The sequence below is a fragment of the Oscillibacter sp. PEA192 genome, from assembly GCF_003574015.1.
Taxonomy (GTDB): domain Bacteria; phylum Bacillota; class Clostridia; order Oscillospirales; family Oscillospiraceae; genus Oscillibacter; species Oscillibacter welbionis.
On record NZ_AP018532.1, the window covers coordinates 1,416,871 to 1,437,329 of the forward strand.

A 20,459-nucleotide genomic window follows, 5' to 3' on the forward strand; every position below is an offset into this window, starting at 1 on the left:
ATCTGGCCTTTCACAGCCGGGAGCGGGTCCTCCGCTGCATCGACCAGTACACCGCGCGGCAGTACCGGCATCAATCGGTACAAAAAGAGGCCCTGGCTTTCGCCAGGACCTCTTCTTGTACGAGCAAGACTGTAAGCCGGGTTCTGTATCAAACAGTCATCTATCTCGACGTACCGTCGCCGGTACGCTCCAGCCACCCCGGGAGCGGCCGGGCCAGCCTTGGGGGTCGGACCCCCTGCTCCCATACCGGTGTTGCTCCGGATAGAGTTTACAGCATCGGACAGTCTCCAGCCGATGGGTGAGCTCTTACCTCGCCTTTCCACCCTTACCGACAGAGCTACTCTCTGTCGGTAAGGGTGGCTTGCCGCTCCCCGCGGGAGCGGCCGCTGCGGCGGGCTGATTGCAATTAGGAAGAGGGACCCTTCGCCCCTCTTCACACAACACCCCTGCGCCGTTCCGCGCGGAAGCGATTGCGCTGTTCGGGGAAGTTTCCCTCGCCCCGCTCCGCGGGGCATCGCGTTCAGCCGTCGCTGGTTCCCTGACCGATACAGAGTAACTCTGTCGGCGGTATATCTCTGTTGCACTTTTCCTGAAGTCGCCTTCGGCGGGCGTTACCCGTTATCCTTGCCCTGTGGAGCCCGGACTTTCCTCACGACCGGCCTTTCGGCCTGGCCGCGCGACTGTCTGTCTTACTCGCCTGTCTATTTTAGCGGAATCCGACGGGATTGTCAACGCCTGGCCGCAATGCGGCCTCCACATCGGCGGAAGTCGCCAGGGCCTTCCGCTGAAAATACCGGATGGCCCGCAGAGCGCAGTTAGGTCCCGGCTTCATGGCCCCGCAGCCCCGGGAGAAAAAGTCTGGGAAGGAGAGGGGCGTGGTTGTATTTTTTTCCGATCTGCGGTATAATTTCCTTGTCTGTCAATCTCTGCCGCCCAGCGCGGCGTTAGGAGCGTACCCATGAAGTTTGAGGAATATCTGGACTCTCTGCGGAACAAGTCCGTGGCCGTCATCGGCATCGGCGTCAGCAACCGGCCCCTGATCCGGCTGCTGCTGGAGCGGGGCATTCCCGTCACCGCCTGCGACAAAAAATCCCGGGAGGCCCTGGGGCCCCTGGGGGACGAGCTGGAGCAGCACGGCTGCCGCCTGCAGCTGGGGGAGGACTACCTGAAGGACCTGACGGCGGACGTGATCTTCCGCACCCCCGGCCTGCGGCCCGACGTGCCGGAGCTGGCGGCGGCGGTGGCGCGGGGCAGCGCCCTCACCAGCGAGATGGAGGTCTTTTTTCAGGTCTGCCCCTGCGAGATGATCGCCGTCACCGGGTCCGACGGCAAGACCACGACCACCACGATCATCGCAAAGCTCCTGGAGGCCGCCGGGCGCACCGTCCACCTGGGGGGCAACATCGGCCGCCCGCTGCTGTGCGACACGCCGGACATCGCGCCAACGGATCTGGCGGTGCTGGAGCTCAGCTCCTTCCAGCTGATGACCATGGACCGGAGCCCCCGCATCGCCGTTATGACCAACCTGTCTCCCAACCACCTGGACGTCCACAAGAGCTACGGGGAGTATATCGCTGCCAAGGAAAATATCTTTACACACCAGACAGTCCGGGATATTGCCGTCTTTAATGCCGACAACGAGACCACGGTCCGCTGCGCCGAAAAGGCCCCGGGCCGGGTGCGGTGGTTCTCCCGCCGGAAGGAGGTGGCGGACGGCGTGTTCCTCCGGGGCACCTCCATTGTCTGCCGGGGGCCGCAGGGCGAGCGGGTGGTGCTGGACACCGCCGACATCAAGCTCCCCGGCGTCCACAACATCGAGAACTACATGGCCGCCGTCGCCGCCGTGGACGGGATGGTCCCAGACGAGGCCATCCGGGCCTTCGCCCGCACCTTCGGCGGCGTGGAGCACCGGATCGAGCTGGTCCGGGAGCTGGACGGCGTCCGGTGGTACAACGACTCCATCGCCTCCAGCCCCAGCCGCACCATCGCCGGGCTCCGGTCCTTTCCGGAAAAGGTCCTTTTGATCGCCGGGGGCAAGGACAAGGGCATCTCCTATGACGCCATCGGTCCGGAGATCAACGAGCATGTGAAGGCCCTGATCCTCTGCGGCGCAACCGCCGGGGTGATCCGGGCCGCCGTGGAGAAGGCCGCCAACTTCACCGGCCTGCCCATCACGGAGGTGGACAGCTACCAGTCCGCCGTGGCGCTGGCCCGTGAGACGGCGCGGCCGGGGGATGTGGTGCTGCTGTCCCCGGCCAGCACCTCCTTTGACCGGTTCGCCAACTTCATGGAGCGGGGCCGGGTCTTCAAGGATCTGGTGAACGCTCTGAAATAAGGCCAGGCCGCCCCCGCATACAATGGCGGGAAGGGGGCGTGATGGCCATGATCTGGCGCGGATTTTACTTCTACCGCCGGCGGATGGACCGCCGGCGGGTGCTGCGGGCCCTGGCGTTTCTGCTGATGGCTCTGGCGCTGACGGTGCTCTTCATCGCCGCCACCCAGATGCGGCCTCTGCTGGAGAGCATGGCCACCACCCGGGTGTCCAACACCGTTACCCGCATCGTCAGCGAGGCCGTGTATGAGGCCATCGAGAAGGGCGAGCTGCAGTACGACGGCCTGGTGTCCTTTGAGAAGGACACGGAGGGCCACATCACCGCTGTGCAGAGCAACATGGCGGCCTTCAACCACCTGCAGGCGGAGATTCTGGACACGGTCCTGACCCGCATCAGCCAGGTGCCCACCGGGGACCTGTCCATCCCCATCGGCAGCCTGACGGGTTCGACGCTGCTGGCGGGACGGGGGCCCCGCATCACCGTGCGGATGGAGTCCGTGGGGTCGTCGGAGGCGAACTTCCGCAACGCCTTCACCTCCGCCGGCATCAACCAGACCAAGCATCAGATCATCCTGACGGTGGATGTCTCCGTCAGCGTTCTGCTGCCGGGGTTCCGCACCGCCACCAAGGTGTCCAATTCCTTCATCGTGGCGGAGACGGTGATCGTGGGCACGGTGCCGGACACCTACACCTATTTCTCCACAGATCCGGATACGTACGAGGAGGATCTGAAAGACTACATTCTGAACAACAGCTGAGAAGGGAGCACACCCTATGGACTACCGCGAGGAAATGAAGCAGCTGCGGGACTTTTTGAACCAGCAGAGCTATCTGTACTATGTTCTGGACGCGCCGGTGATCCCGGACTACGAGTACGACCGGCTGAACCGGCGCCTGGAGGAGCTGGAGGCGGAGCACCCGGAGGAGATCACCCCGGACTCCCCCACCCAGCGGGTGGGCGACAAGATCCTGGAGGGCTTTGAGACCTACGAGCACCCGGTACCCCTGGAGAGCCTGCAGGACGTGTTCAACGCAGAGGAGGTCTCGGAGTTCCTGGATCGGATGCGGGAGGCCCTGGGGGACGGCGCCGCCTACTCCGTGGAGCCCAAGGTGGACGGCCTGTCCGTGGCCCTGGAGTATCGGGACGGCGTGTTCGTCCGGGGCGCCACCCGGGGCGACGGCCGGGTGGGGGAGGACGTGACGGAGAACCTCAAGACCATCCGCGCCATCCCCATGCAGCTGCCGGAGAAGCTGCCCCGGCTCATCGTCCGGGGCGAGGTCTATATGTCCCGGGCGGTGTTCGCGGAGATCAATGCCCGCCGGGAGCTGGAGGGCAAGCCCCTCATGGCCAATCCCCGGAACGCCGCCGCCGGGTCCCTGCGGCAGCTGGACCCCAAGATCTGCGCGGAGCGGAAGCTGGATATCCAGGTGTTCAACCTCCAGCTGGCGGAGGGCAAGACCTTCCAGAACCACTCGGAGACCCTGGACTACATGGCCTCCCAGCACTTCAAGGTGATCCCCCACAAGACCCTCTCCGACCCGGCGGAGATTCAGGCGGAGATCGACCGGATCAACGAGGAGCGGATGGACTACCCCTTCGACATCGACGGGGCGGTCATCAAGAGCGACCACCTGGCGGACCGGGAGCGGCTGGGCTCCACCGCCAAGTTCCCCAAGTGGGCGGTGGCCTTCAAGTACCCGCCGGAGAAGAAGTTCTCCGTGGTCCAGGACATCGTGGTGCAGGTGGGCCGCACCGGCGTGCTGACGCCCAAGGCGGTGCTGTCCCCGGTGCGGCTGGCGGGCACCACCGTCACCAACGCCACCCTCCACAACCAGGACTTCATCACCGAGAAGGACATCCGCGTGGGGGACACTGTGCTGGTGCAGAAGGCGGGGGAGATCATCCCGGAGATTTTGAGCGTGGACTTCGACAAACGCCCGGAGGGCACGGTGCCCTACACGCTGCCGGACGCCTGCCCGGTGTGCGGCGCCCCAGTGGTCCGGGACGAGGACGGCGCGGCCCTGCGCTGCACCGGCGCGGAGTGCCCGGCCCAGCTGCTGCGGAACCTCACCCACTTCGCCAGCCGGGACGCCATGGACATCGACGGCTGCGGTCCGGCGGTGATCCAGCAGCTGATCGACTCCGGGCTGATCTCCAACGCCGCGGACCTGTACAGCCTCCACGCCGCGGACGTGGCCAAGCTGGACCGGATGGGGGAGAAGTCCGCGGAGAACCTGATCCGGGCCATTGAGAACTCCAAGGCCAACGACCTGAGCCGCCTGCTGTACGGCCTGGGCATCCGGCAGGTGGGGGAGAAGGCCGCCAAGACCCTCGCCGCCCACTTCGGCTCCATGGACGCGCTGATGGCCGCCACAGAGGAGGCGCTGACGGAGATTCCCGACGTGGGCGGCATCACCGCCCGGTGCATCGCGGACTACTTCCGGGGCGACCAGGCGAAGGACCTGATCCGCCGCCTGAAAGAGGCGGGGGTGAACATGGAGAGCACCGCCCAGCCCACCGGGGACCTGCTGGCGGGATTGACCTTCGTCCTGACCGGCGAGCTGGAGTCCGCCTCCCGCAAGGAGGCCGGGGAGAAGCTGGAGGCTTTGGGGGCCAAGGTGTCCGGGTCCGTGTCCAAAAAGACCGGCGCCGTGGTGGCCGGAGAGGCCGCGGGCAGCAAACTCCGGAAGGCCCAGGAGCTGGGGGTGCCGGTTCTCAGCGAGGAGCAGTACCGGGTGCTGGTGGACGAGGTCCCCGGCGACAAGGCGGAAATCCTGGCCCTGCTGGGCCGGGACGAGGCGGCAAAAGAAGCGGAATAAACAGGGAAGCGGGGGCTCACGCCCCCGCTCTTTCGGCTTGTGTGCAGGCTGCGCTGCGATGCGTGCCCGGCGGGCGTACCGTCAGCAGGGGTCATCGATCTGGATCATGAATTTTGTGACGTATTCCTCCGGGCTGGAGATCGCAAATTCGTTCAATCCAAGCTCGTAGGCAAAGCCCGTCAGTGTCAGATGCTGCCGGCGGGCATAGTCGATCATTTTTTGGTACATGGCGGGCGCCTTGTCCCAAGGTCCCTTCTGATAGCCGCAAAGATACCGCCCCGCCGGCCTGACGAACGTATGCGGACCGGATGCGCTGCCGGACGAATAGGTAAACAGCCCGTCGTATGTTTCAAAGGACCCGGCGGTGACTTTGTCCAGGGAGAGGAAGCTCCCGATTCCCATGCGTATCTGCTCAATGCCCCATTGACTTTTCAAATCGGTAAAAAGCCGGGATAAATCGTCTCCGGAAAAATCATACGGCAAAACAGAAATTTTGACCGCGCCGCACTCCTCGACCCTGATTTCCTCATCCGGCAGGCCCTCGCAAAGACGCACCTGCGCTTTTTTGGTCTTCAGTATGTTCCGCGCGCGCTTCAGCCTTCGTATCTCCAGATCGATTTCCGCCTCTTTCCGATCTGCGATCTGCAAAAACTTTTCCGGAGCAGGATGCTTACAGTAGTCCGCAATTTCCGCGATGCTCATATTCAACTCTTTCAGCATACGGATATACTCAAAAACAATGCTCTGTGATGCGTCGTAATAGCGGTAACCGTTTTCCCCCTTTTGGCAGGGGGAAAACAGGCCGATGTCGTCATAATAATGCAGCGTTCTCCGATTGACACCGTGCAGTTCCGCAAACTGGGCGGTGGTCATTTTTACAGTGTTTTGCCTCATCACAAAATAGCTCCTTTTCCGGTATTGACATTACAGCTGCTGTAAGGACTATTATACGGGGTATCCGAGACCAATACCAGGGGGAATATCATGGAGATGCAAATCAGAGAATATCAGAAACAGGACTTTCAGCCCTTAAAGGAAATCATCCGAAGCACGTGGCACTATGATGAGTTCAGCAGTCCCGAAACGGCTTCCAGGCTGGCGGAGGTTTTTCTGCGCAGCTGCCTGACAAATTACACCTTTTCACAGGTGGCCGTACTTGACGGAACTGCGGCAGGGATCATTTTGGTAAAGAACAACAAGGATCACAGATGCGCCCTCTCTGCCAGATTTCAGCAAATCCTGTCCATTGTGAAGCTGTATGCGTCCAAAGAGGGAAGGGCAGTCTCTCAAATCTTCCAAAACGTCAATGAGATCGATGAGCAATTGCTGCGCGGCTGCAAAAAGACCTATCCGGCGGAATTGGCTCTGTTTGCTGTCCGTTCATCCTGTCAGGGAAAGGGCATCGGCAAAAAGCTGTTTCATTCCGCGCTTGCCTATTTGAAACAGCAGGGATTGGATGAATTCTACCTGTTTACAGATACCAGCTGCAACTACGGCTTTTATGAACACCAGGGCATGTGCCGCCGCGGCCAGAGAGAGCATCTTTTCCAGATAAACGGGCAGACCGTAAGCATGAATTTCTTTCTTTATGACCGCGCAACGGTATTTCATGACGCTGCGGGCTGCAATTTTTGAAATTGTATTAACTGCATAAAAAATAATTGTTTTTTTGTGCAGTTCATCAATATTCTGGAGCGAGTCACTCCGAAACATTATCCAGTTCGGCCATAGACACCGGCGGCTCTGCGTGGTATCTTTGTTAAGCACCAGCCGGGAAGGCTGGGAGTCTGATACAGAAAGGATGTGTTTCCCATGCGACTGCGTTCCGAAGCGGACGTGCAGGAGTTCCTGGACGCCGTCAGCCAGTGCGGCGGCGACGTGTACCTGAAGAGCCCGGAGGGAGACATTTTTAATTTGAAATCCTCCATGTCCCGGTATATCGCCATCGGCCGCCTCATCGAGGAGCAGGGCGATACCCTGGAGCTCTTTGCCGACCGGAAGGAAGACCAGGCCCGGCTCATGCCCCTGGTGGAAGACCTGATGAAGAACGGGGACTGAGTCCCCGCAAAAAGCGCCCGCCCCGGGAGATCGGGGCGGGCGCTTTCCATTCAGTGGGTCACTTGTCAAAGGACGGGTTCACAAAGTAGAGATTCTTCTCGTTCATCTTGTCCTTGGCCAGCCGCAGTCCCTCGCCGAAGCGCTGGAAGTGGACGATCTCCCGGGCCCGGAGGAACTTGATGACGTCGTTGACGTCCGGATCGTCGGAGAGGCGCAGGATGTTGTCGTAGGTGACACGGGCCTTCTGCTCGGCGGCCAGATCCTCCGTCAGGTCGGCGATCAGGTCGCCCTTCACCGCCATGCTGGCGGCGCTGTAAGGGAAGCCGGAGGCGGCGGTGGGGTACACGCCGGCGGTCCGGTCCACAAAATACGTGTCAAAGCCCGCGGTCCGGATCTGCTCCTCGGTGAGGTCCCTGGTCAGCTGGTGGACGATGGCGCCGATCATCTCCAAATGGCCCAGCTCCTCAGTGCCGATGTCGGTCAGCAGGCCCTTCAGCTCCGCATAGGGCATGGAGTACCGCTGGCTCAGGTAGCGCAGGGACGCGCCCAGCTCACCGTCGGGCCCGCCGTACTGGGAGATGATGACGGAGGCCAGCTTGGGATTGGTGTTCTTGATCTTCACCGGGTACTGGAGCTTCTTCTCATAAATGAACATCAGTCATTGCCTCCTTCCTCCCAGGGCCACGGGTCCTTCAGCCAGGCGAAGCCGTCCTCCGGCGTCAGGTCCGTCTGCAGCAGGGGGCCGTACATCTTCTGGTACTTCTCACGGCCCTCTTTCGCCAGCTTGATATAGGACCAGTACAGCTGCAGCGCCTCCTGATCCTGGGCGTGGGTGGTGAGATACAGGCCCAGCTCGTCAATGGCAAAGTCCAGGGCCATCAGCTCCACCAGGGCGGTGTTGGCCATTTTCGTCTTGGCCTGGATGGCCGCCTTGAAAGGCAGGTCAAGCCCCGGGAACAGGGTGCCGGTTTGCAGGGCCTCCATCCGGCTGTACCGGACAGGGTTCTCCTCCTGCATGGCTACAAAGGGAAACACCATGGGTGCACAGGTGCCGGGCAGAGTGCCCTGGTTCGGCTGGCAGGAGCCGGACGGCGGCATGGAAGGCACGGACGGCGTGGGCGGCGTATTGGTGTTGGGTTTCTCCATCTGCATGGATGCCTCCTTCTGGGGTAGGGTGCGCATGGGAACCATGCGCCCATGCCATCCTATGCGGAGATGGTCCGGGAGGAGCCTGCCCTTGATTTCCGCCGTCCGAGCCGCTATAATCGGGAATATGGGATAAGCAGGCGGGAATAGGCTTTCCCCAGGGGGTGCCGCCTGTGATTATTCTGATCCGAAAGCGCCATGTGGCGTATGTTGTGCTGCTGTGTTGTTTTGTCGCCGGGCTCTCCGCCGTGCTGTGGCATGGGAACGCCGCCTTCACGGCGGCGTTCGCCCCGGGGGAGGAGGGCGCGTCTCCCGTTGTGGTGGTGGACGCCGGCCACGGCGGGGAGGACGGCGGCGCTGTGGCCGCCGACGGCACGGTGGAGAGCGGCCTGAACCTCGCCATCGCCCGGCGGGTCCGGGACCTGCTGACCTTTGCGGGGGTGCCCACCACCGTCACCCGGGAGGGGGACGCCGCCATTTACGACCCCGGCAGCGCCACTCTGCGGGAGAAGAAGGTCTCCGACCTCCACAACCGGGTGGCTCTGGTGGATGAGCTGCCCGGCGCGGTGCTGTTGAGCATCCACCAGAACAGCCTGCCGTCGTCGCCCTCCACCCGGGGGGCCCAGGTGTTCTGGAACCGCCAGGAGGGGGCGGAGGAACTGGCGTCGTCCATTCAGGAGTCCCTGAACGGCGCCGTCAACGCCGGACATGAGAAGAAGGCCGCCCAGGTGCCGTCCTCGGTGTACCTGATGAAGGAGATCACCGCCCCCGGCGTGCTGGTGGAGTGCGGATTTCTCTCCAACGCCGCGGAGACGGAACAGCTGAAGGACCCGGCCTACCAGACAAAGCTGGCGGCGGCCATCGCGGCGGGCGTGCTGAATTCAGATAAGCGTTGAAAGAGAAAAGATCAGACAGTTTGTTCCTTTCTCTTTCCATGGGAGGTTGCAATGAAGCCAAAGACTCTGTTCTACTGCACGGAGTGCGGCAATGAGACGCCCAAGTGGGCGGGGAAGTGCCCGGCCTGCGGGGCGTGGAATACCATCGTGGAGCAGCCCCAGGCCGCCCGGGCGGCAGGGAAGGGGGCCTCCCGCCCGGCAGGAGGGGGGGCCGTCCGCAGGGCCCGGCCGGTGACGGAGCTGGAGGCGGATGCGGAAATCCGGTTCTCCACTGGCATGGGAGAGCTGGACCGGGTCCTGGGCGGCGGTGCCGTCAAGGGCTCGCTGGTGCTGGTGGGCGGCGCGCCGGGAATCGGCAAGTCCACGCTGATGCTTCAGATCTGCGAGAGCCTCTGCCGGGAGAATAAGGTCCTGTATGTATCCGGCGAGGAGTCGGAGCACCAGCTGAAGCTCCGGGCCAAGCGGCTGGACGTGCAGAGCGAACGGCTGTTCGTGATCTCCGAGACCAGCCTGGGGGACCTGCTGGAGTCCGTGGCGGCGGAGGCGCCGGACGTGCTGATCGTGGACTCCATCCAGACCCTGTACAATGACGCGCTGGAGTCCCCGGCGGGCAGTGTCAGCCAGGTGAAGGACTGCACCATGGCCCTGATGCAGCTGGCCAAAGGGCAGGGGATCACGGTGTTCGTCATCGGCCATGTGAACAAGGAGGGGTCCATCGCCGGCCCCAAGGTTCTGGAGCACATGGTGGACTGCGTGCTGTACTTTGAGGGGGACCAGCACACCGCCTACCGCATCCTGCGGGCGGCCAAGAACCGCTTCGGCGCCACCAATGAGATCGGCGTCTTCGAGATGCGGGACAGCGGCCTCGTGGAGGTGGAGAACCCGTCAGAGATGCTGCTGTCCGGTCGGCCGGAGGACGCCCCCGGGACCTGCGTCACCTGTGTGATGGAGGGGGCAAGGCCGGTGCTGGCGGAGATTCAGGCGCTGGCGGTGTCGTCTCCGGCGGGCAACCCCCGCCGCACCAGCAACGGCTTTGACTACAACCGCTTCGCCATGCTGCTGGCGGTGCTGGAGAAGCGGGGCGGCCTGAAGGTCTCCGCCTGCGACGCGTACCTGAACATCATCGGCGGCTTGAGCCTGGACGAGCCCGCCGCGGATCTGGCGGCGGTGATCGCCCTGGCCTCCAGCTATCTGGACCGGCCGGTGCCGGCGGATTTGGTGGCCATCGGGGAGGTGGGCCTCACCGGAGAGCTGCGGTCCGTCAGCCAGCTGGGCCAGCGGGTCAGCGAGGTCCGGCGGCTGGGCTTTACCCAGTGCCTGATTCCGTCCCGCCGGACCGGGGAGCTGGCCGCGCCTGCGGGGCTTCGTCTGATCCCGGTGCGGAATATCGGTGAGGCGATCCGAGCCGCCCTTCGTCCGTCGGAATGAAGTGGACGCAGGCGCCGCCCAGGGCGGGGAGGCCCGCCGCGGCGGCGCTGTCCAGCGTGCAGACGCCGTCCTGCTGATACACACATTGGCTGGTACAGGGAATCAAACTCATACACATCATCCCATCTCCATGGATTTGGGACTAGCTTTGCCGAAAGCGGCGGTTTTTATGTCCGGTCCGGAGATGCGCCGCGCATTCCGGCGTGTGCCGCCGGCGCTGCGGCTGCGGTCCGGCCGGGAAATTTTCAAAAGACCTGTCAGGGAAGGAGGTTTTGCGGGGAGACAGAAAATTGAACAAAATAAAAATTTTGTTCAATTTGGGGGAGAGCCAAACCGCTCCGGGGCCCGTTTCAGGCCCCCGGCACGACCTACCCCCCCCAGCAGCCGCTCCGGCGGCTGCGCGGAGTATCTGCCCGCAAGTTGACACCGTTATGGCTGATTACCGCACCGAAGCGCCGCAGATTCTGCGGGACTTTCTCTCGTACCACGAGACCATCAAAGCCCACTCCAAGCGGACCGTGGACGAATACTTTCTGGACCTGCGGAATTTCTTCCGCTATCTCAAGCAGACCCGGGACCCGTCCCTGTGTGACCGGTCTCTGGATGAGATCGACATCATGGACGTGGATCTGGACTTCGTGGCCTCCGTGACCCTGACGGACATTTACGGCTACATGACGTACCTCAGCCGGGACCGGGTCCAGCACCAGAACAGCCGGAATTCCGGCTACGGCCTGAACGCCGCGTCCCGGGCCCGGAAGATCGCCACGATCCGGTCGTTTTACAACTACCTCACCAATAAGATGCACTTACTTCGTGAAAATCCTGTCAAAGATATGGATTCTCCGAAATTGAAGAAAACCCTGCCCAAATACCTGACCTTGGACGAGAGCATCCAGCTCTTGGACTCCGTGGACGGCAAAAATCAGGAGCGGGATTACTGTATCCTGACGTTGTTCCTCAACTGCGGGCTGCGGATCAGCGAACTGGTGGGTCTGAACCTCTCCGACATCCAGGAGGATGCCCTGCGGGTTCTTGGCAAGGGCAACAAGGTCCGGATCATCTACCTGAACGACGCCTGCCAGGACGCCATCGCCAAATATCTGGCAGTGCGGCGGCCCATCACCGGCCGGGACGCAAACGCCCTCTTCCTCTCCTCCCAGAACGAGCGGATCAGCCGCTCCACGGTCCACGCCATGGTGAAAAAGCGGCTGGGTCAGGCGGGCATCGACCCGGCGGAGTACAGCTCCCACAAGCTGCGGCACACCGCCGCCACGCTGATGCTGCAGAACGGCGTGGACGTCCGGGCCGTCCAGGAGGTGCTGGGCCACGACCATTTGAACACCACGGAAATCTACACCCACATCGACAACGAATCCCTGCGGATAGCTGCAAAGGCAAATCCCTTGTCACACGTGAAAAAATCAAGGAAAAAGCAAAAGGAAACCGGCTGAGAGGCGCTCCCTCCCAGCCGGTTTTCCCTGTTCATTTTGCGCAAACGATTGCCTAAGGCCGGATGGTGCCCAGTACGTGCAGAAACCGGATGTCCTGGAACGTGTAGGTGGACAGGGGCCGGTTGTCGGCGTCGTAGCTGTGGGCGGCGATCAGTACCGTCTCCAGGGTGATGGGCGCCGTCACCCGCACCACCACCGGCGTATGCTGGAACTCCTGGCCGTTGAAGCTCAGCTGCACCAGGTCCCCGGGCTGCAGGTCCTCCAGGGCGCAGGGCTGGGCCACCGGCCCCACGGAGGGCGCCTGCCTGGTCATGAAATTCCAGAAATAGGGCACCCCGGTCCAGGAGGGGGACTTCTGGTTGGCGTCGATGTAGTACCAGCCGAAATCCGGGGTGAAGTTCATCACACCGCTGCCGGCGAACACACACTGAGACGCGAAGTTGGTGCAGTCTCCCCCCACGTTCTCGTAGTCGTAAAAGGCCGGGTTCCGGCCATAGGCCCACTGGTGGGCATACAGCACGGCGGCACTGCGGTCGTAGTCTGCAAAAAAGCGCATGGGCTCCCCTCCTCTTCCCGCCATTGTATGCGAAAGAGGGACGTTTGGTCAGTTGGGAGTTCGGAATTCATGTGTTCTGCTGCAGGCGGAACAATTGGAATGGGTCCGGCAAAGCCGGACCCAGAAATTGCTCATTCCGCATGATTCCTCATTCCTAATTCGCTCCGATAGCGCTCCGCCTGGTCCAGCAGCTCTCCGGCGCTTGCCAGCAGGGCCTCTGTCACGCGGCTGCCGCCGGTGATCCGGGCCAGCTCCGCCTTCCGCTGCTCCCAGTCCAGCAGCACCACACGGGTATAGGTGCGGCCGTCTCGCTCCCCCTTCTCCACGGAGAAGTGGGTGTCCGCCATGGCGGCCAGCTGCGGGAGGTGGGTCACGCACAGCACCTGCTTGCGGCGGCTGACCTGGGCCAGCTTCTCCGCCACCTTCTGGGCCGCACGGCCGGAGACGCCGGTGTCCACCTCGTCGAACACCAGCGTGCCGATGGACTCCTGCTCCGCCAGCACGTTTTTCAGGGCCAGCATGATCCGGGCCAGCTCACCGCCGGAGGCGATCCGGGCGATGGGCTTCAAGTCCTCCCCGGCGTTGGCAGACATCAGAAACCGGACGGCGTCACAGCCGTCGGGGCCCGGCTCCTTCTCCCCGAAGTCGATGGCGAACCGGACCTTGTGCATGTCCAAGTCCCGGAGCTCGGACTGGATGCGCTGCTCCAGAACGGCGGCGGCCTCTTTCCGGGCGGCGGTCAGCTCCGCCCCCGCTGCCAGGACGGCCTTCCGGGCCTTCTCCAGCTGCTGTTCCAGCCGGGCCAGGGTGTCGTCCGCCGTCTCCATATCGTCCAGCTCCCGGCGGCACTTGTCCAGGTAGGCCAGCATCTCCTCCACCGTGGCGCCGTACTTCTTTTTCAGCCGGTACAGCAGGTCGGACCGGCTCTCCACCGCGTCCAGCTCCGCCGGGGAGAAGTCGAACGCCTCCCGCTTGTCCCGAATGATCTCGGCAAGGTCATAGGCTTCACACCGCAGCTGTTCCAGGCGCTGGTACAGCTCCCCCATGTCTCCGGAGAGCGTGCGGACACCGGCAAGGGCCTCCTCCGCGTCCCGGAGGGCGGAGACGGCGCCGCCTCCCTCCTCCCCACCGTTCAGGCAGTAGTCCGCCCCCGACAGGGCGGAGAGGTACTTCTCCCCGTTCCGCAGCAGGTCCCGCCGCTCTGTGAGGCTCTCCTCCTCGCCGGGTACCAGCTGGGCCCGCTCCAGCTCGTCGATCTGAAAGCGGAGGCTGTCCATCCGCCGGGCCTTCTCCGCCTCGTCCATCTGGAGGGCCCGAATCTTCGCCTGTAAGTCGGCCATGGCTTCATAGGCCGCCTGATACCGCCCCAGGGGTGCCTCCGTCCGGCCAAAGCGGTCCAGATAGCTCAGGTGCTGCTCCTCGTCCAGCAGCTGCTGGCCGTCGTGCTGGCCGTGGATGTTCAGCAGCTCTTCTCCGATCCTGCGCAGCTGGGCCACGGTGACAGGGCGGCCGTTGACCCGGCAGAGGTTCTTGCCGTCCCCCGTCAGCTCCCGCTGGAGCAGCAGGTGGCCGTCCTCGTCCGGGGCAGCTCCGGTCTCCGCCAACCCGGCCAGATCACCGGGCACCTGGGAAAATTCGGCGCTGACAAAGGCCCGGTCCGCGCCGGTGCGGACCAGGTCCCGGGAGGTGCGCCCGCCCAGTACCGCGCCCATGGCGTCGATGACAATGGACTTGCCGGCGCCGGTTTCGCCGGTGAGGGCGTTGAAGCCGGGGCGGAACTGGATGTCCGCCTCCTGGATGACCGCGATATTCTCAATGTGCAGAAGCTCCAGCATGGGACTCCTCCTCTGAAAAAGCGCCCGGCAGGTCCGCCGGGCGCGGCAATATCAGCTGATGAACATGGCGTCGCCAAAGGAGAAGAAGCGGTATTTCTCCCGCACCGCCTCCTCATAGGCGGCCAGCACATGCTCCCGCCCGGCGAAAGCGGACACCAGCATGATGAGGGTGCTCTCCGGCAGGTGGAAGTTGGTCACCAGGCCGTCCATCACCTTGAATCGGTAGCCGGGGTAGATATAGATGTTCGTCCAGCCGGACTTGGCCTCCATGTGTCCGTCCTCGGCGGCCCAGGATTCCAGCGTCCGGCAGGAGGTGGTGCCCACGCAGATGCACCGGCCCCCGCCCTTCCGGGTCTCGTTGATGAGGTCCGCCGTCTCCTGGGGGATGGTGCAGTACTCGCTGTGCATGGGGTGGTCCTCAATGGTGTCCTCCTTCACGGGCCGGAAGGTGCCCAGGCCCACATGGAGCGTCACATACCCGATCTTTACGCCCTTGGCCCGGATCTTCTCCAGCAGCTCCGGGGTGAAGTGGAGCCCCGCCGTGGGGGCGGCGGCGCTGCCCAGGACCTTGGAGTACACGGTCTGATACCGCTCCTGGTCCTGGAGCTCCTCCTTGATGTAGGGGGGCAGGGGCATCTTGCCCAGCCGCTCCAGCGTCTCCAGAAAGATGCCCTCGTAGTCGAAGCGGATCAGGCGGCCGCCCTCCTCCAGCTGCTCCACGATCTCGGCGGTCAGCTCCCCGTTGCCGAAGGACAGTCTGGTGCCCTTGCGGAGCTTCCGGCCCGGGCGGACCAGACACTCCCACACCTTGTCTCCCCTGTCGTTCAGCAGCAGCACCTCGCAGATGCCGCCGCCGGGCAGCCGCTGTCCCACCAGACGGGCGGGCAGCACCCGGGAGTTGTTCAAAATCAGGCAGTCGCCGGGGTTCAGGTAGTCCGGCAGGTCGTAGAAATGGTGGTGTCCCGTGGCGCCGCTCACCCGATCCAGGGTCATCAGGCGGGAGGTGTCCCGCTTCTCAATGGGGGTCTGGGCGATCAGCTCCTGGGGCAGGTCGTAGTAAAAATCACTGGTCTTCATGTTGCTTCCTTCTCATTACCGGACACGGATGCCGGTGAAATAAAATTCCAAAATGTCGATGTAGTCGTGGCCCTGCTCCGCCATGGCCCTGGCGCCGTACTGGCTCATGCCCACGTTATGGCCGTTTCCGGTGCCGGTGATGGTGATGCCGCCCCGGGAGGCGGAGCCCCGCCCGCCGGAGCTGCCGCCGGTGAGGTCCGCCGTTCCGGAGGCGGAGATGGCGGCGTGGTCCTCCCCCTCCAGGCGGCTGACGGTGCCGCTGCCGGAGATGACGGACGCACCGTCCAGAGCCGACAGGGTGCCGGAGGCGCTGTTCACCGCGTAGCTGCTGCCGCCCCCGGTGCCGCCGGTGATGGTGAACCGCAGGCTGGGGACGTTCTTGCCCAGGGTGGTGCTGTAAAAGGCCATCCGGGCGTCGTCCCCCGTGCGGACCAGGGTCTTTCCCCGGCTGTCCACAAAGGTCACGGAATACACGTTGCCCAGATCGGTGACTTCCGATACATAGGCGTCCACCACGTCCCCGATGTCGTAGCCGCTGTTCTGCAGCACCCAGGTCAGCTCCTCCCAGGTATAGGTGACCGTCCACCTGTAATCAGGAATGGAGATCTGCGCCTCGTAGGGGTCTTCCTTTCCCCGGAGATAGGGCACGTCGGTGCCCCAGACGTTCTCCGCGTCCTCGGTGGCGCCGCCGTCGGAGGAGTGGTAGTAGGCCTGGGCCAGCTCGCCGTCATAATAGAGGCACTCCCCCTCCGTCTCCTCCACCGCCCGGTCCGTGGCGGAGGTGGCCTCACCGATGCCGCTGTACGCTTGGCAGTCTGTGGAGCTGCACACGTCGAATCCGTAGGCGGACAGGTGCTTGGTGGTGAGGCAGGCAAAGGTCCGGGCGCACACGGCCTGGGCCTTCAAGGCCTCCAGCTCCCAGTTCCCCGGCATTTCAGAGGGCAGAACGCCCTTCACATAGTCCTCCAGGTCCACCACGTTCACCACCTGCAGCCCGCCGCCGCTGACGGTGTACTCGAACCCGCCCCGATAGCGGTTCCCCCGGAACCAGGTGACGGGGTCCCGGCCCTGGGGCATCACGGCCAGGGTGTCCTCCCTGCTCTCATAGAGGACCCGGTCTGTGCCGGTGATGGTCACCTGGATGCCGTCCCGGCCTGCCGGCTCCATGGTGATGGCGGTCTCGTCCGTCTCACCCAGGGACACGAAGGTCCGGTCGTCCTCGAAGTACCCGAACTCGTAACCGCTGCCCTCATCGTTTTCCAGGTTGGCGGAGGACATGACGGAGGAGCCGTACCGCAGCCCCACCTTCACCGTATCATTGGTGACGGCGGAGGCGCTGACAGTACCCAGGGCGTAAAATGTCACAATCAGCGACAGCAGGAACAAGCCTTTTTTCATGGAACCTCCCCAAGCCATGCACCTTGACGGAATCGCAGAAGTATGCTAATATATGTACAAATGTCCGCGCTGGAAGTACAGGCTTTCTACATCAATATGGATCATTATAGTACATTCCGGCGCCATATTCAACCAAAATCGACGGAAGGCATCGCGTTTTTCCGCCGCAACATGGGAGCAGGAGGCACATACTATGAAACAGTACAAAGTCGGAATCATCGGCGGCACCGGCATGGTGGGCCAGCGCTTCATCACGCTGATGGAGCATCACCCCTGGTTTCAGCTGACGGCCATCGCCGCCAGCGCACGCAGCGCCGGCAAACCTTACGCCGAGGCGGTGGCGGGCCGCTGGGCCCTGGACGTCCCCATGCCGGAGGAGGCCAAAAATCTGGTGGTCCTGGACGCGGAGCAGGACGCGGAGCGGCTGGCCTCCATGGTGGATTTCTGCTTCTGCGCCGTGGACATGAAGAAAGAGGAGATCCGGGCCCTGGAGGAGAAATACGCGAGACTGGAGTGTCCCATCGTCTCCAACAACTCCGCCCACCGGTGGACCGACGATGTACCCATGGTAGTCCCGGAGATCAACGCGGACCATCTGGCGGTGATCGAGGCCCAGCGCAAGCGCCTGGGCACCCGCCGGGGCTTCATCGCCGTGAAGAGCAACTGTTCGCTCCAGAGCTACGTCCCGGCCCTGCACCCCCTGAAGAAGTACGGCCTGGACAAAATCCTGGTCTGCACCTATCAGGCCATCTCCGGCGCCGGCAAGACCTTCCAGCGCTGGCCGGAGATGGTGGATAACTGCATCCCCTACATCGGCGGCGAGGAGGAGAAGAGCGAGCAGGAGCCGTTGAAGCTGTGGGGCCGCGTGGAGGACGGGAAGATCGTCAGGGCCGACGGCCCCTCCATCACCGCCCAGTGCTTCCGGGTGGCCTGCCAGGACGGTCACATGGCCGCGGTGTTTATGAAATTCGCGGACGGCAAGGCCCCCTCCATGGAGCAGATCAAGGCCGACTGGGCCGCCTTCCGGGGCGTACCCCAGGAGCTGGAGCTCCCCTCCGCCCCCAAGCAGTTCCTCCACTACTTTGAGGAGCCTGACCGGCCCCAGACCCGGCTGGACCGGAACCTGGAGCACGGCATGGCCGTGTCCGTGGGCCGCCTGCGGCCGGACACCCAGTACGACTACAAGTTCGTGTGCCTCTCCCACAACACCCTGCGGGGCGCTGCGGGCGGCGCGGTACTCCTGGCGGAGCTGCTGTGCGCCAAGGGATACATGGACTGATTCCATCTCATACATCCACAAAAGAGACGGCTTGCCGGAGTTGGCAGGCCGCCTCTTTTATCCTCAGACCTGCATCAAATTTAGGAATTGGAAATTTGAAATGGAGGTGTTCCGCCGCAGGCGGAACGATTTTAAATTTCCAAGCTCCACCGGGCACCAAAATTTCTAATTCCCCATTTCCAGCTGAAAAGGAGCGTGTGTACATTGAAAAAGCCTCTCTTCACCGGGTCCGGTGTGGCCATTGTCACGCCCTTTACCAAAGAGACCGTGGATCTCCCCACCCTGGGGAAGCTGCTGGACTTTCAAATGAAAAACGGCACCGACGCCATCATCGTCTGCGGCACCACCGGCGAGGCCAGCACCATGAGCTACCGGGAGCGGATGCGGACCATCGAGTTCTGTGTGGACCACGTGGACGGGCGGCTGCCGGTGATCGCCGGCACCGGCTCCAACTCCACAGAGAACGCCCTGGCCCTGTCCCGGGACGCGGAGCGGGCCGGGGCCGACGGATTGCTGCTGGTGACGCCCTACTACAACAAGGCCAGCCAAGCCGGGCTCATCCGCCACTTCCAGGTGATCGCCGACGGCGTGGATGTGCCGCTGATCCTGTACGACGTACCCTCCCGCACCGGCGTCACCATCGCGCCGGAGACGTATGCGGAGCTTGCCAAGCACCCCAACATCAACGGCGTCAAGGAGGCGGGGGGCAATTTCTCCAACATTCAGAAGACCCGGAACCTGTGCCCCGAGGACTTCTCCATCTGGTCCGGCAACGATGACGAGACAGCGGCCATCTGTATGCTGGGCGGCAAGGGCGTCATCTCCGTAGTGGCCAACGTCCTGCCGGCGGAGATGCACCGGCTGACGGAGCTGTGCCTGCGGAACGACTTCGCCGCCGCCGGAAAGCTGCAGCTGGAGCTGAAGGACTTCTGCGACGCCATGTTCTGCGACGTGAACCCCATCCCCGTCAAAACGGCGCTGAACCTGCTGGGCTGGGACGTGGGCCCCCTGCGCCTGCCGTTGTGCGACCCCACCGAGGCCGGGCTGGAGAAAATCAGGGCGGCCCTGGAAAAGCACGGGCTGACCTCCAGAGTATAAGCCACAGCCGCCCGGCGAAAGCCGGGCGGCTGCTGTTCGGTTTATTTCCGGGTACTGCCGCCGTACTGCTCCGAGGACAGGCGCACCTGGGCCTCTCCATCGCCGATGCCGGTGATTTCCACCGTCAGCTTGTTCCGCAGGTCGGCGCTCTCCCCTTCCTGGACCTGGAAAGCCCGGACCAGCGTCTCCCCGGCGGGGATGCGAACCATGGAGAACAGCTCCTGGTTGATATGGCCCACGGTCCAGGGGCGGAAGACACGCACCAGGATGTCCTGGTCCCCCTGGTTCTCGATCACCAGGGCGGCATAGGGCAGCTCCGGCATGAAGTGGAAGGTGTACGTCAGATCCGCCCCCTGGAGGGCCACGCCGTCCACGAACCGCCCCAGATAGGCGGCTGGATCCAGCACCGCCGGGTCCACCTCGGTGAACACCCCGCAGCTGACGCCATACTCCGGCACGGTGGGTGTCTCCATCTGCCGCTGGATGAGTTCCTCCCGGATGGGCGAGTCCTCTTCCAGCCCGTGTCCGACGATGACGGAGGTGCCGTCCCCCACCTGAATCTCCGCCTTCTGGTCGCCGATGGCGACGATGCGCTCCGTGCCGTCTTCGTTCTGCGTGGTCCTTCTGGAGAAGAACTCAGCCCCCGTCCAGTAGATGGGCTGGCCGTTCCCGTCCAGACGGGGATTGCCCTCCGCATCTACGGCCGCCTCAGTGCCGAAATCAATGCAGTTCAGGTCCTCCCGGTACACCGCGCCGTAGACCATGTCCAGCACCTCCGCCGCGGTCTCGGCGCTGATGAAGTAGTGGTCCTCCCCGTTTTCATCAGTGTAGGTCAGCACAGTGGGGATCTGCGCTCCGTCCTCCGTAGTCCAGGCAGCGCCGGCAGGTACCTGTTCCTTGCCGAACAGAGCCACACCCGCCTCGCCGTAGGCCACCTGTCCGTTCAGCGTCCCGCTCTGAGGGACAGCAGGCGGCCTGGTCTCCCCCGCCAGGGAGGCCCCCACCAGCCCTACCAACAGCAGCATGGTGCTCATGCCCGCGATAAAGGGAATGTAATTGCGTTTCATCAGATTCCTTCCTTT

General features: G+C 63.5%; 19 protein-coding genes and 1 other RNA gene. 10 read left to right on the forward strand and 10 right to left on the reverse strand.

What is annotated here, in order from left to right:
• Positions 1-116: 116 nt before the first annotated feature.
• Positions 117-696, reverse strand: an RNA gene (gene rnpB, locus DN611_RS06870) — RNase P RNA component class A.
• A gap of 262 nt (positions 697-958) precedes the next feature.
• On the opposite strand from rnpB, the gene murD reads away from it, so the two are divergent.
• From murD to ligA, 3 genes are read left to right on the forward strand one after another with little or no spacing between them, the layout of a single operon-like run.
• Entirely contained in the window at positions 959-2,335 is a 1,377-nt protein-coding gene (gene murD, locus DN611_RS06875; protein WP_119310951.1) for a UDP-N-acetylmuramoyl-L-alanine--D-glutamate ligase, read from the forward strand.
• Positions 2,336-2,382: 47 nt separating this feature from the next.
• Entirely contained in the window at positions 2,383-3,090 is a 708-nt protein-coding gene (gene yunB, locus DN611_RS06880; RefSeq protein ID WP_036628743.1) for a sporulation protein YunB, read from the forward strand.
• A 16-nt stretch (positions 3,091-3,106) separates the two neighbouring features.
• On the forward strand, positions 3,107-5,152 hold the full coding sequence (gene ligA, locus DN611_RS06885) for an NAD-dependent DNA ligase LigA (RefSeq protein ID WP_119310952.1): 2,046 nt from the start codon (positions 3,107-3,109) through the stop codon (positions 5,150-5,152).
• A gap of 81 nt (positions 5,153-5,233) precedes the next feature.
• Here ligA and DN611_RS06890 read toward each other — a convergent pair whose 3' ends face one another.
• Positions 5,234-6,046 carry a MerR family transcriptional regulator gene (locus tag DN611_RS06890; protein WP_119310953.1) on the reverse strand — a complete coding sequence of 271 codons (813 nt, stop codon included), beginning with the start codon at positions 6,044-6,046 and terminating at the stop codon, positions 5,234-5,236.
• A gap of 90 nt (positions 6,047-6,136) precedes the next feature.
• Here DN611_RS06890 and DN611_RS06895 point away from each other — a divergent pair, with 90 nt between their 5' ends.
• Positions 6,137-6,787: a GNAT family N-acetyltransferase gene (locus tag DN611_RS06895; RefSeq protein WP_025545342.1), complete on the forward strand. Its 651-nt coding sequence runs from the start codon at positions 6,137-6,139 to the stop codon at positions 6,785-6,787.
• 177 nt (positions 6,788-6,964) lie between these two features.
• Complete coding sequence (locus tag DN611_RS06900; protein ID WP_021750720.1) at positions 6,965-7,210, forward strand: hypothetical protein; 246 nt, start codon at positions 6,965-6,967, stop codon at positions 7,208-7,210.
• 58 nt (positions 7,211-7,268) lie between these two features.
• Here the strand turns inward: DN611_RS06900 and DN611_RS06905 are convergent, their stop codons facing one another.
• Positions 7,269-7,865, reverse strand: a complete 597-nt coding sequence (locus DN611_RS06905; RefSeq protein WP_021750721.1) for a manganese catalase family protein — start codon at positions 7,863-7,865, stop codon at positions 7,269-7,271.
• Complete coding sequence (locus DN611_RS06910; RefSeq protein ID WP_025545340.1) at positions 7,865-8,362, reverse strand: spore coat protein CotJB; 498 nt, start codon at positions 8,360-8,362, stop codon at positions 7,865-7,867. Before DN611_RS06910 ends, DN611_RS06905 begins: the two co-directional genes overlap by 1 nt.
• Positions 8,363-8,529: 167 nt before the next feature.
• On the opposite strand from DN611_RS06910, the gene DN611_RS06915 reads away from it, so the two are divergent.
• From DN611_RS06915 to DN611_RS06925, 3 genes are all read left to right on the forward strand, one after another.
• Entirely contained in the window at positions 8,530-9,252 is a 723-nt protein-coding gene (locus DN611_RS06915; protein WP_119310954.1) for an N-acetylmuramoyl-L-alanine amidase, read from the forward strand.
• A 51-nt stretch (positions 9,253-9,303) separates the two neighbouring features.
• A complete protein-coding gene (gene radA, locus DN611_RS06920) occupies positions 9,304-10,680 on the forward strand; it encodes a DNA repair protein RadA (RefSeq protein ID WP_119310955.1) in 1,377 nt (458 codons plus the stop codon).
• 431 nt (positions 10,681-11,111) lie between these two features.
• On the forward strand, positions 11,112-12,134 hold the full coding sequence (locus DN611_RS06925; protein WP_119310956.1) for a tyrosine recombinase XerC: 1,023 nt from the start codon (positions 11,112-11,114) through the stop codon (positions 12,132-12,134).
• Positions 12,135-12,186: 52 nt separating this feature from the next.
• Here the strand turns inward: DN611_RS06925 and DN611_RS06930 are convergent, their stop codons facing one another.
• The 4 genes from DN611_RS06930 to DN611_RS06945 form a co-directional block, all read right to left on the reverse strand.
• Positions 12,187-12,690, reverse strand: a complete 504-nt coding sequence (locus tag DN611_RS06930) for an amidase domain-containing protein (protein WP_021751804.1) — start codon at positions 12,688-12,690, stop codon at positions 12,187-12,189.
• A gap of 131 nt (positions 12,691-12,821) precedes the next feature.
• On the reverse strand, positions 12,822-14,525 hold the full coding sequence (gene recN / locus DN611_RS06935) for a DNA repair protein RecN (RefSeq protein ID WP_119310957.1): 1,704 nt from the start codon (positions 14,523-14,525) through the stop codon (positions 12,822-12,824).
• Positions 14,526-14,576: 51 nt separating this feature from the next.
• Complete coding sequence (queA, locus tag DN611_RS06940; RefSeq protein ID WP_119310958.1) at positions 14,577-15,602, reverse strand: tRNA preQ1(34) S-adenosylmethionine ribosyltransferase-isomerase QueA; 1,026 nt, start codon at positions 15,600-15,602, stop codon at positions 14,577-14,579.
• 15 nt (positions 15,603-15,617) lie between these two features.
• Positions 15,618-17,000, reverse strand: a complete 1,383-nt coding sequence (locus DN611_RS06945) for a SpoIID/LytB domain-containing protein (RefSeq protein ID WP_021750224.1) — start codon at positions 16,998-17,000, stop codon at positions 15,618-15,620.
• Between the two features lie 193 nt (positions 17,001-17,193).
• On the opposite strand from DN611_RS06945, the gene asd reads away from it, so the two are divergent.
• A complete protein-coding gene (gene asd / locus DN611_RS06950) occupies positions 17,194-18,279 on the forward strand; it encodes an aspartate-semialdehyde dehydrogenase (RefSeq protein WP_021750225.1) in 1,086 nt (361 codons plus the stop codon).
• Positions 18,280-18,286: 7 nt separating this feature from the next.
• On the opposite strand, the gene DN611_RS16455 is transcribed toward asd, so the two are convergent.
• Complete coding sequence (locus DN611_RS16455) at positions 18,287-18,484, reverse strand: hypothetical protein (RefSeq protein ID WP_145985070.1); 198 nt, start codon at positions 18,482-18,484, stop codon at positions 18,287-18,289.
• Here DN611_RS16455 and dapA point away from each other — a divergent pair.
• Positions 18,484-19,377, forward strand: a complete 894-nt coding sequence (gene dapA / locus DN611_RS06955; RefSeq protein ID WP_119310959.1) for a 4-hydroxy-tetrahydrodipicolinate synthase — start codon at positions 18,484-18,486, stop codon at positions 19,375-19,377. The genes DN611_RS16455 and dapA overlap by 1 nt on opposite strands.
• Before the next feature lie 41 nt (positions 19,378-19,418).
• On the opposite strand, the gene DN611_RS06960 is transcribed toward dapA, so the two are convergent.
• Entirely contained in the window at positions 19,419-20,444 is a 1,026-nt protein-coding gene (locus DN611_RS06960) for a hypothetical protein (RefSeq protein WP_025545279.1), read from the reverse strand.
• Positions 20,445-20,459: the final 15 nt, after the last annotated feature.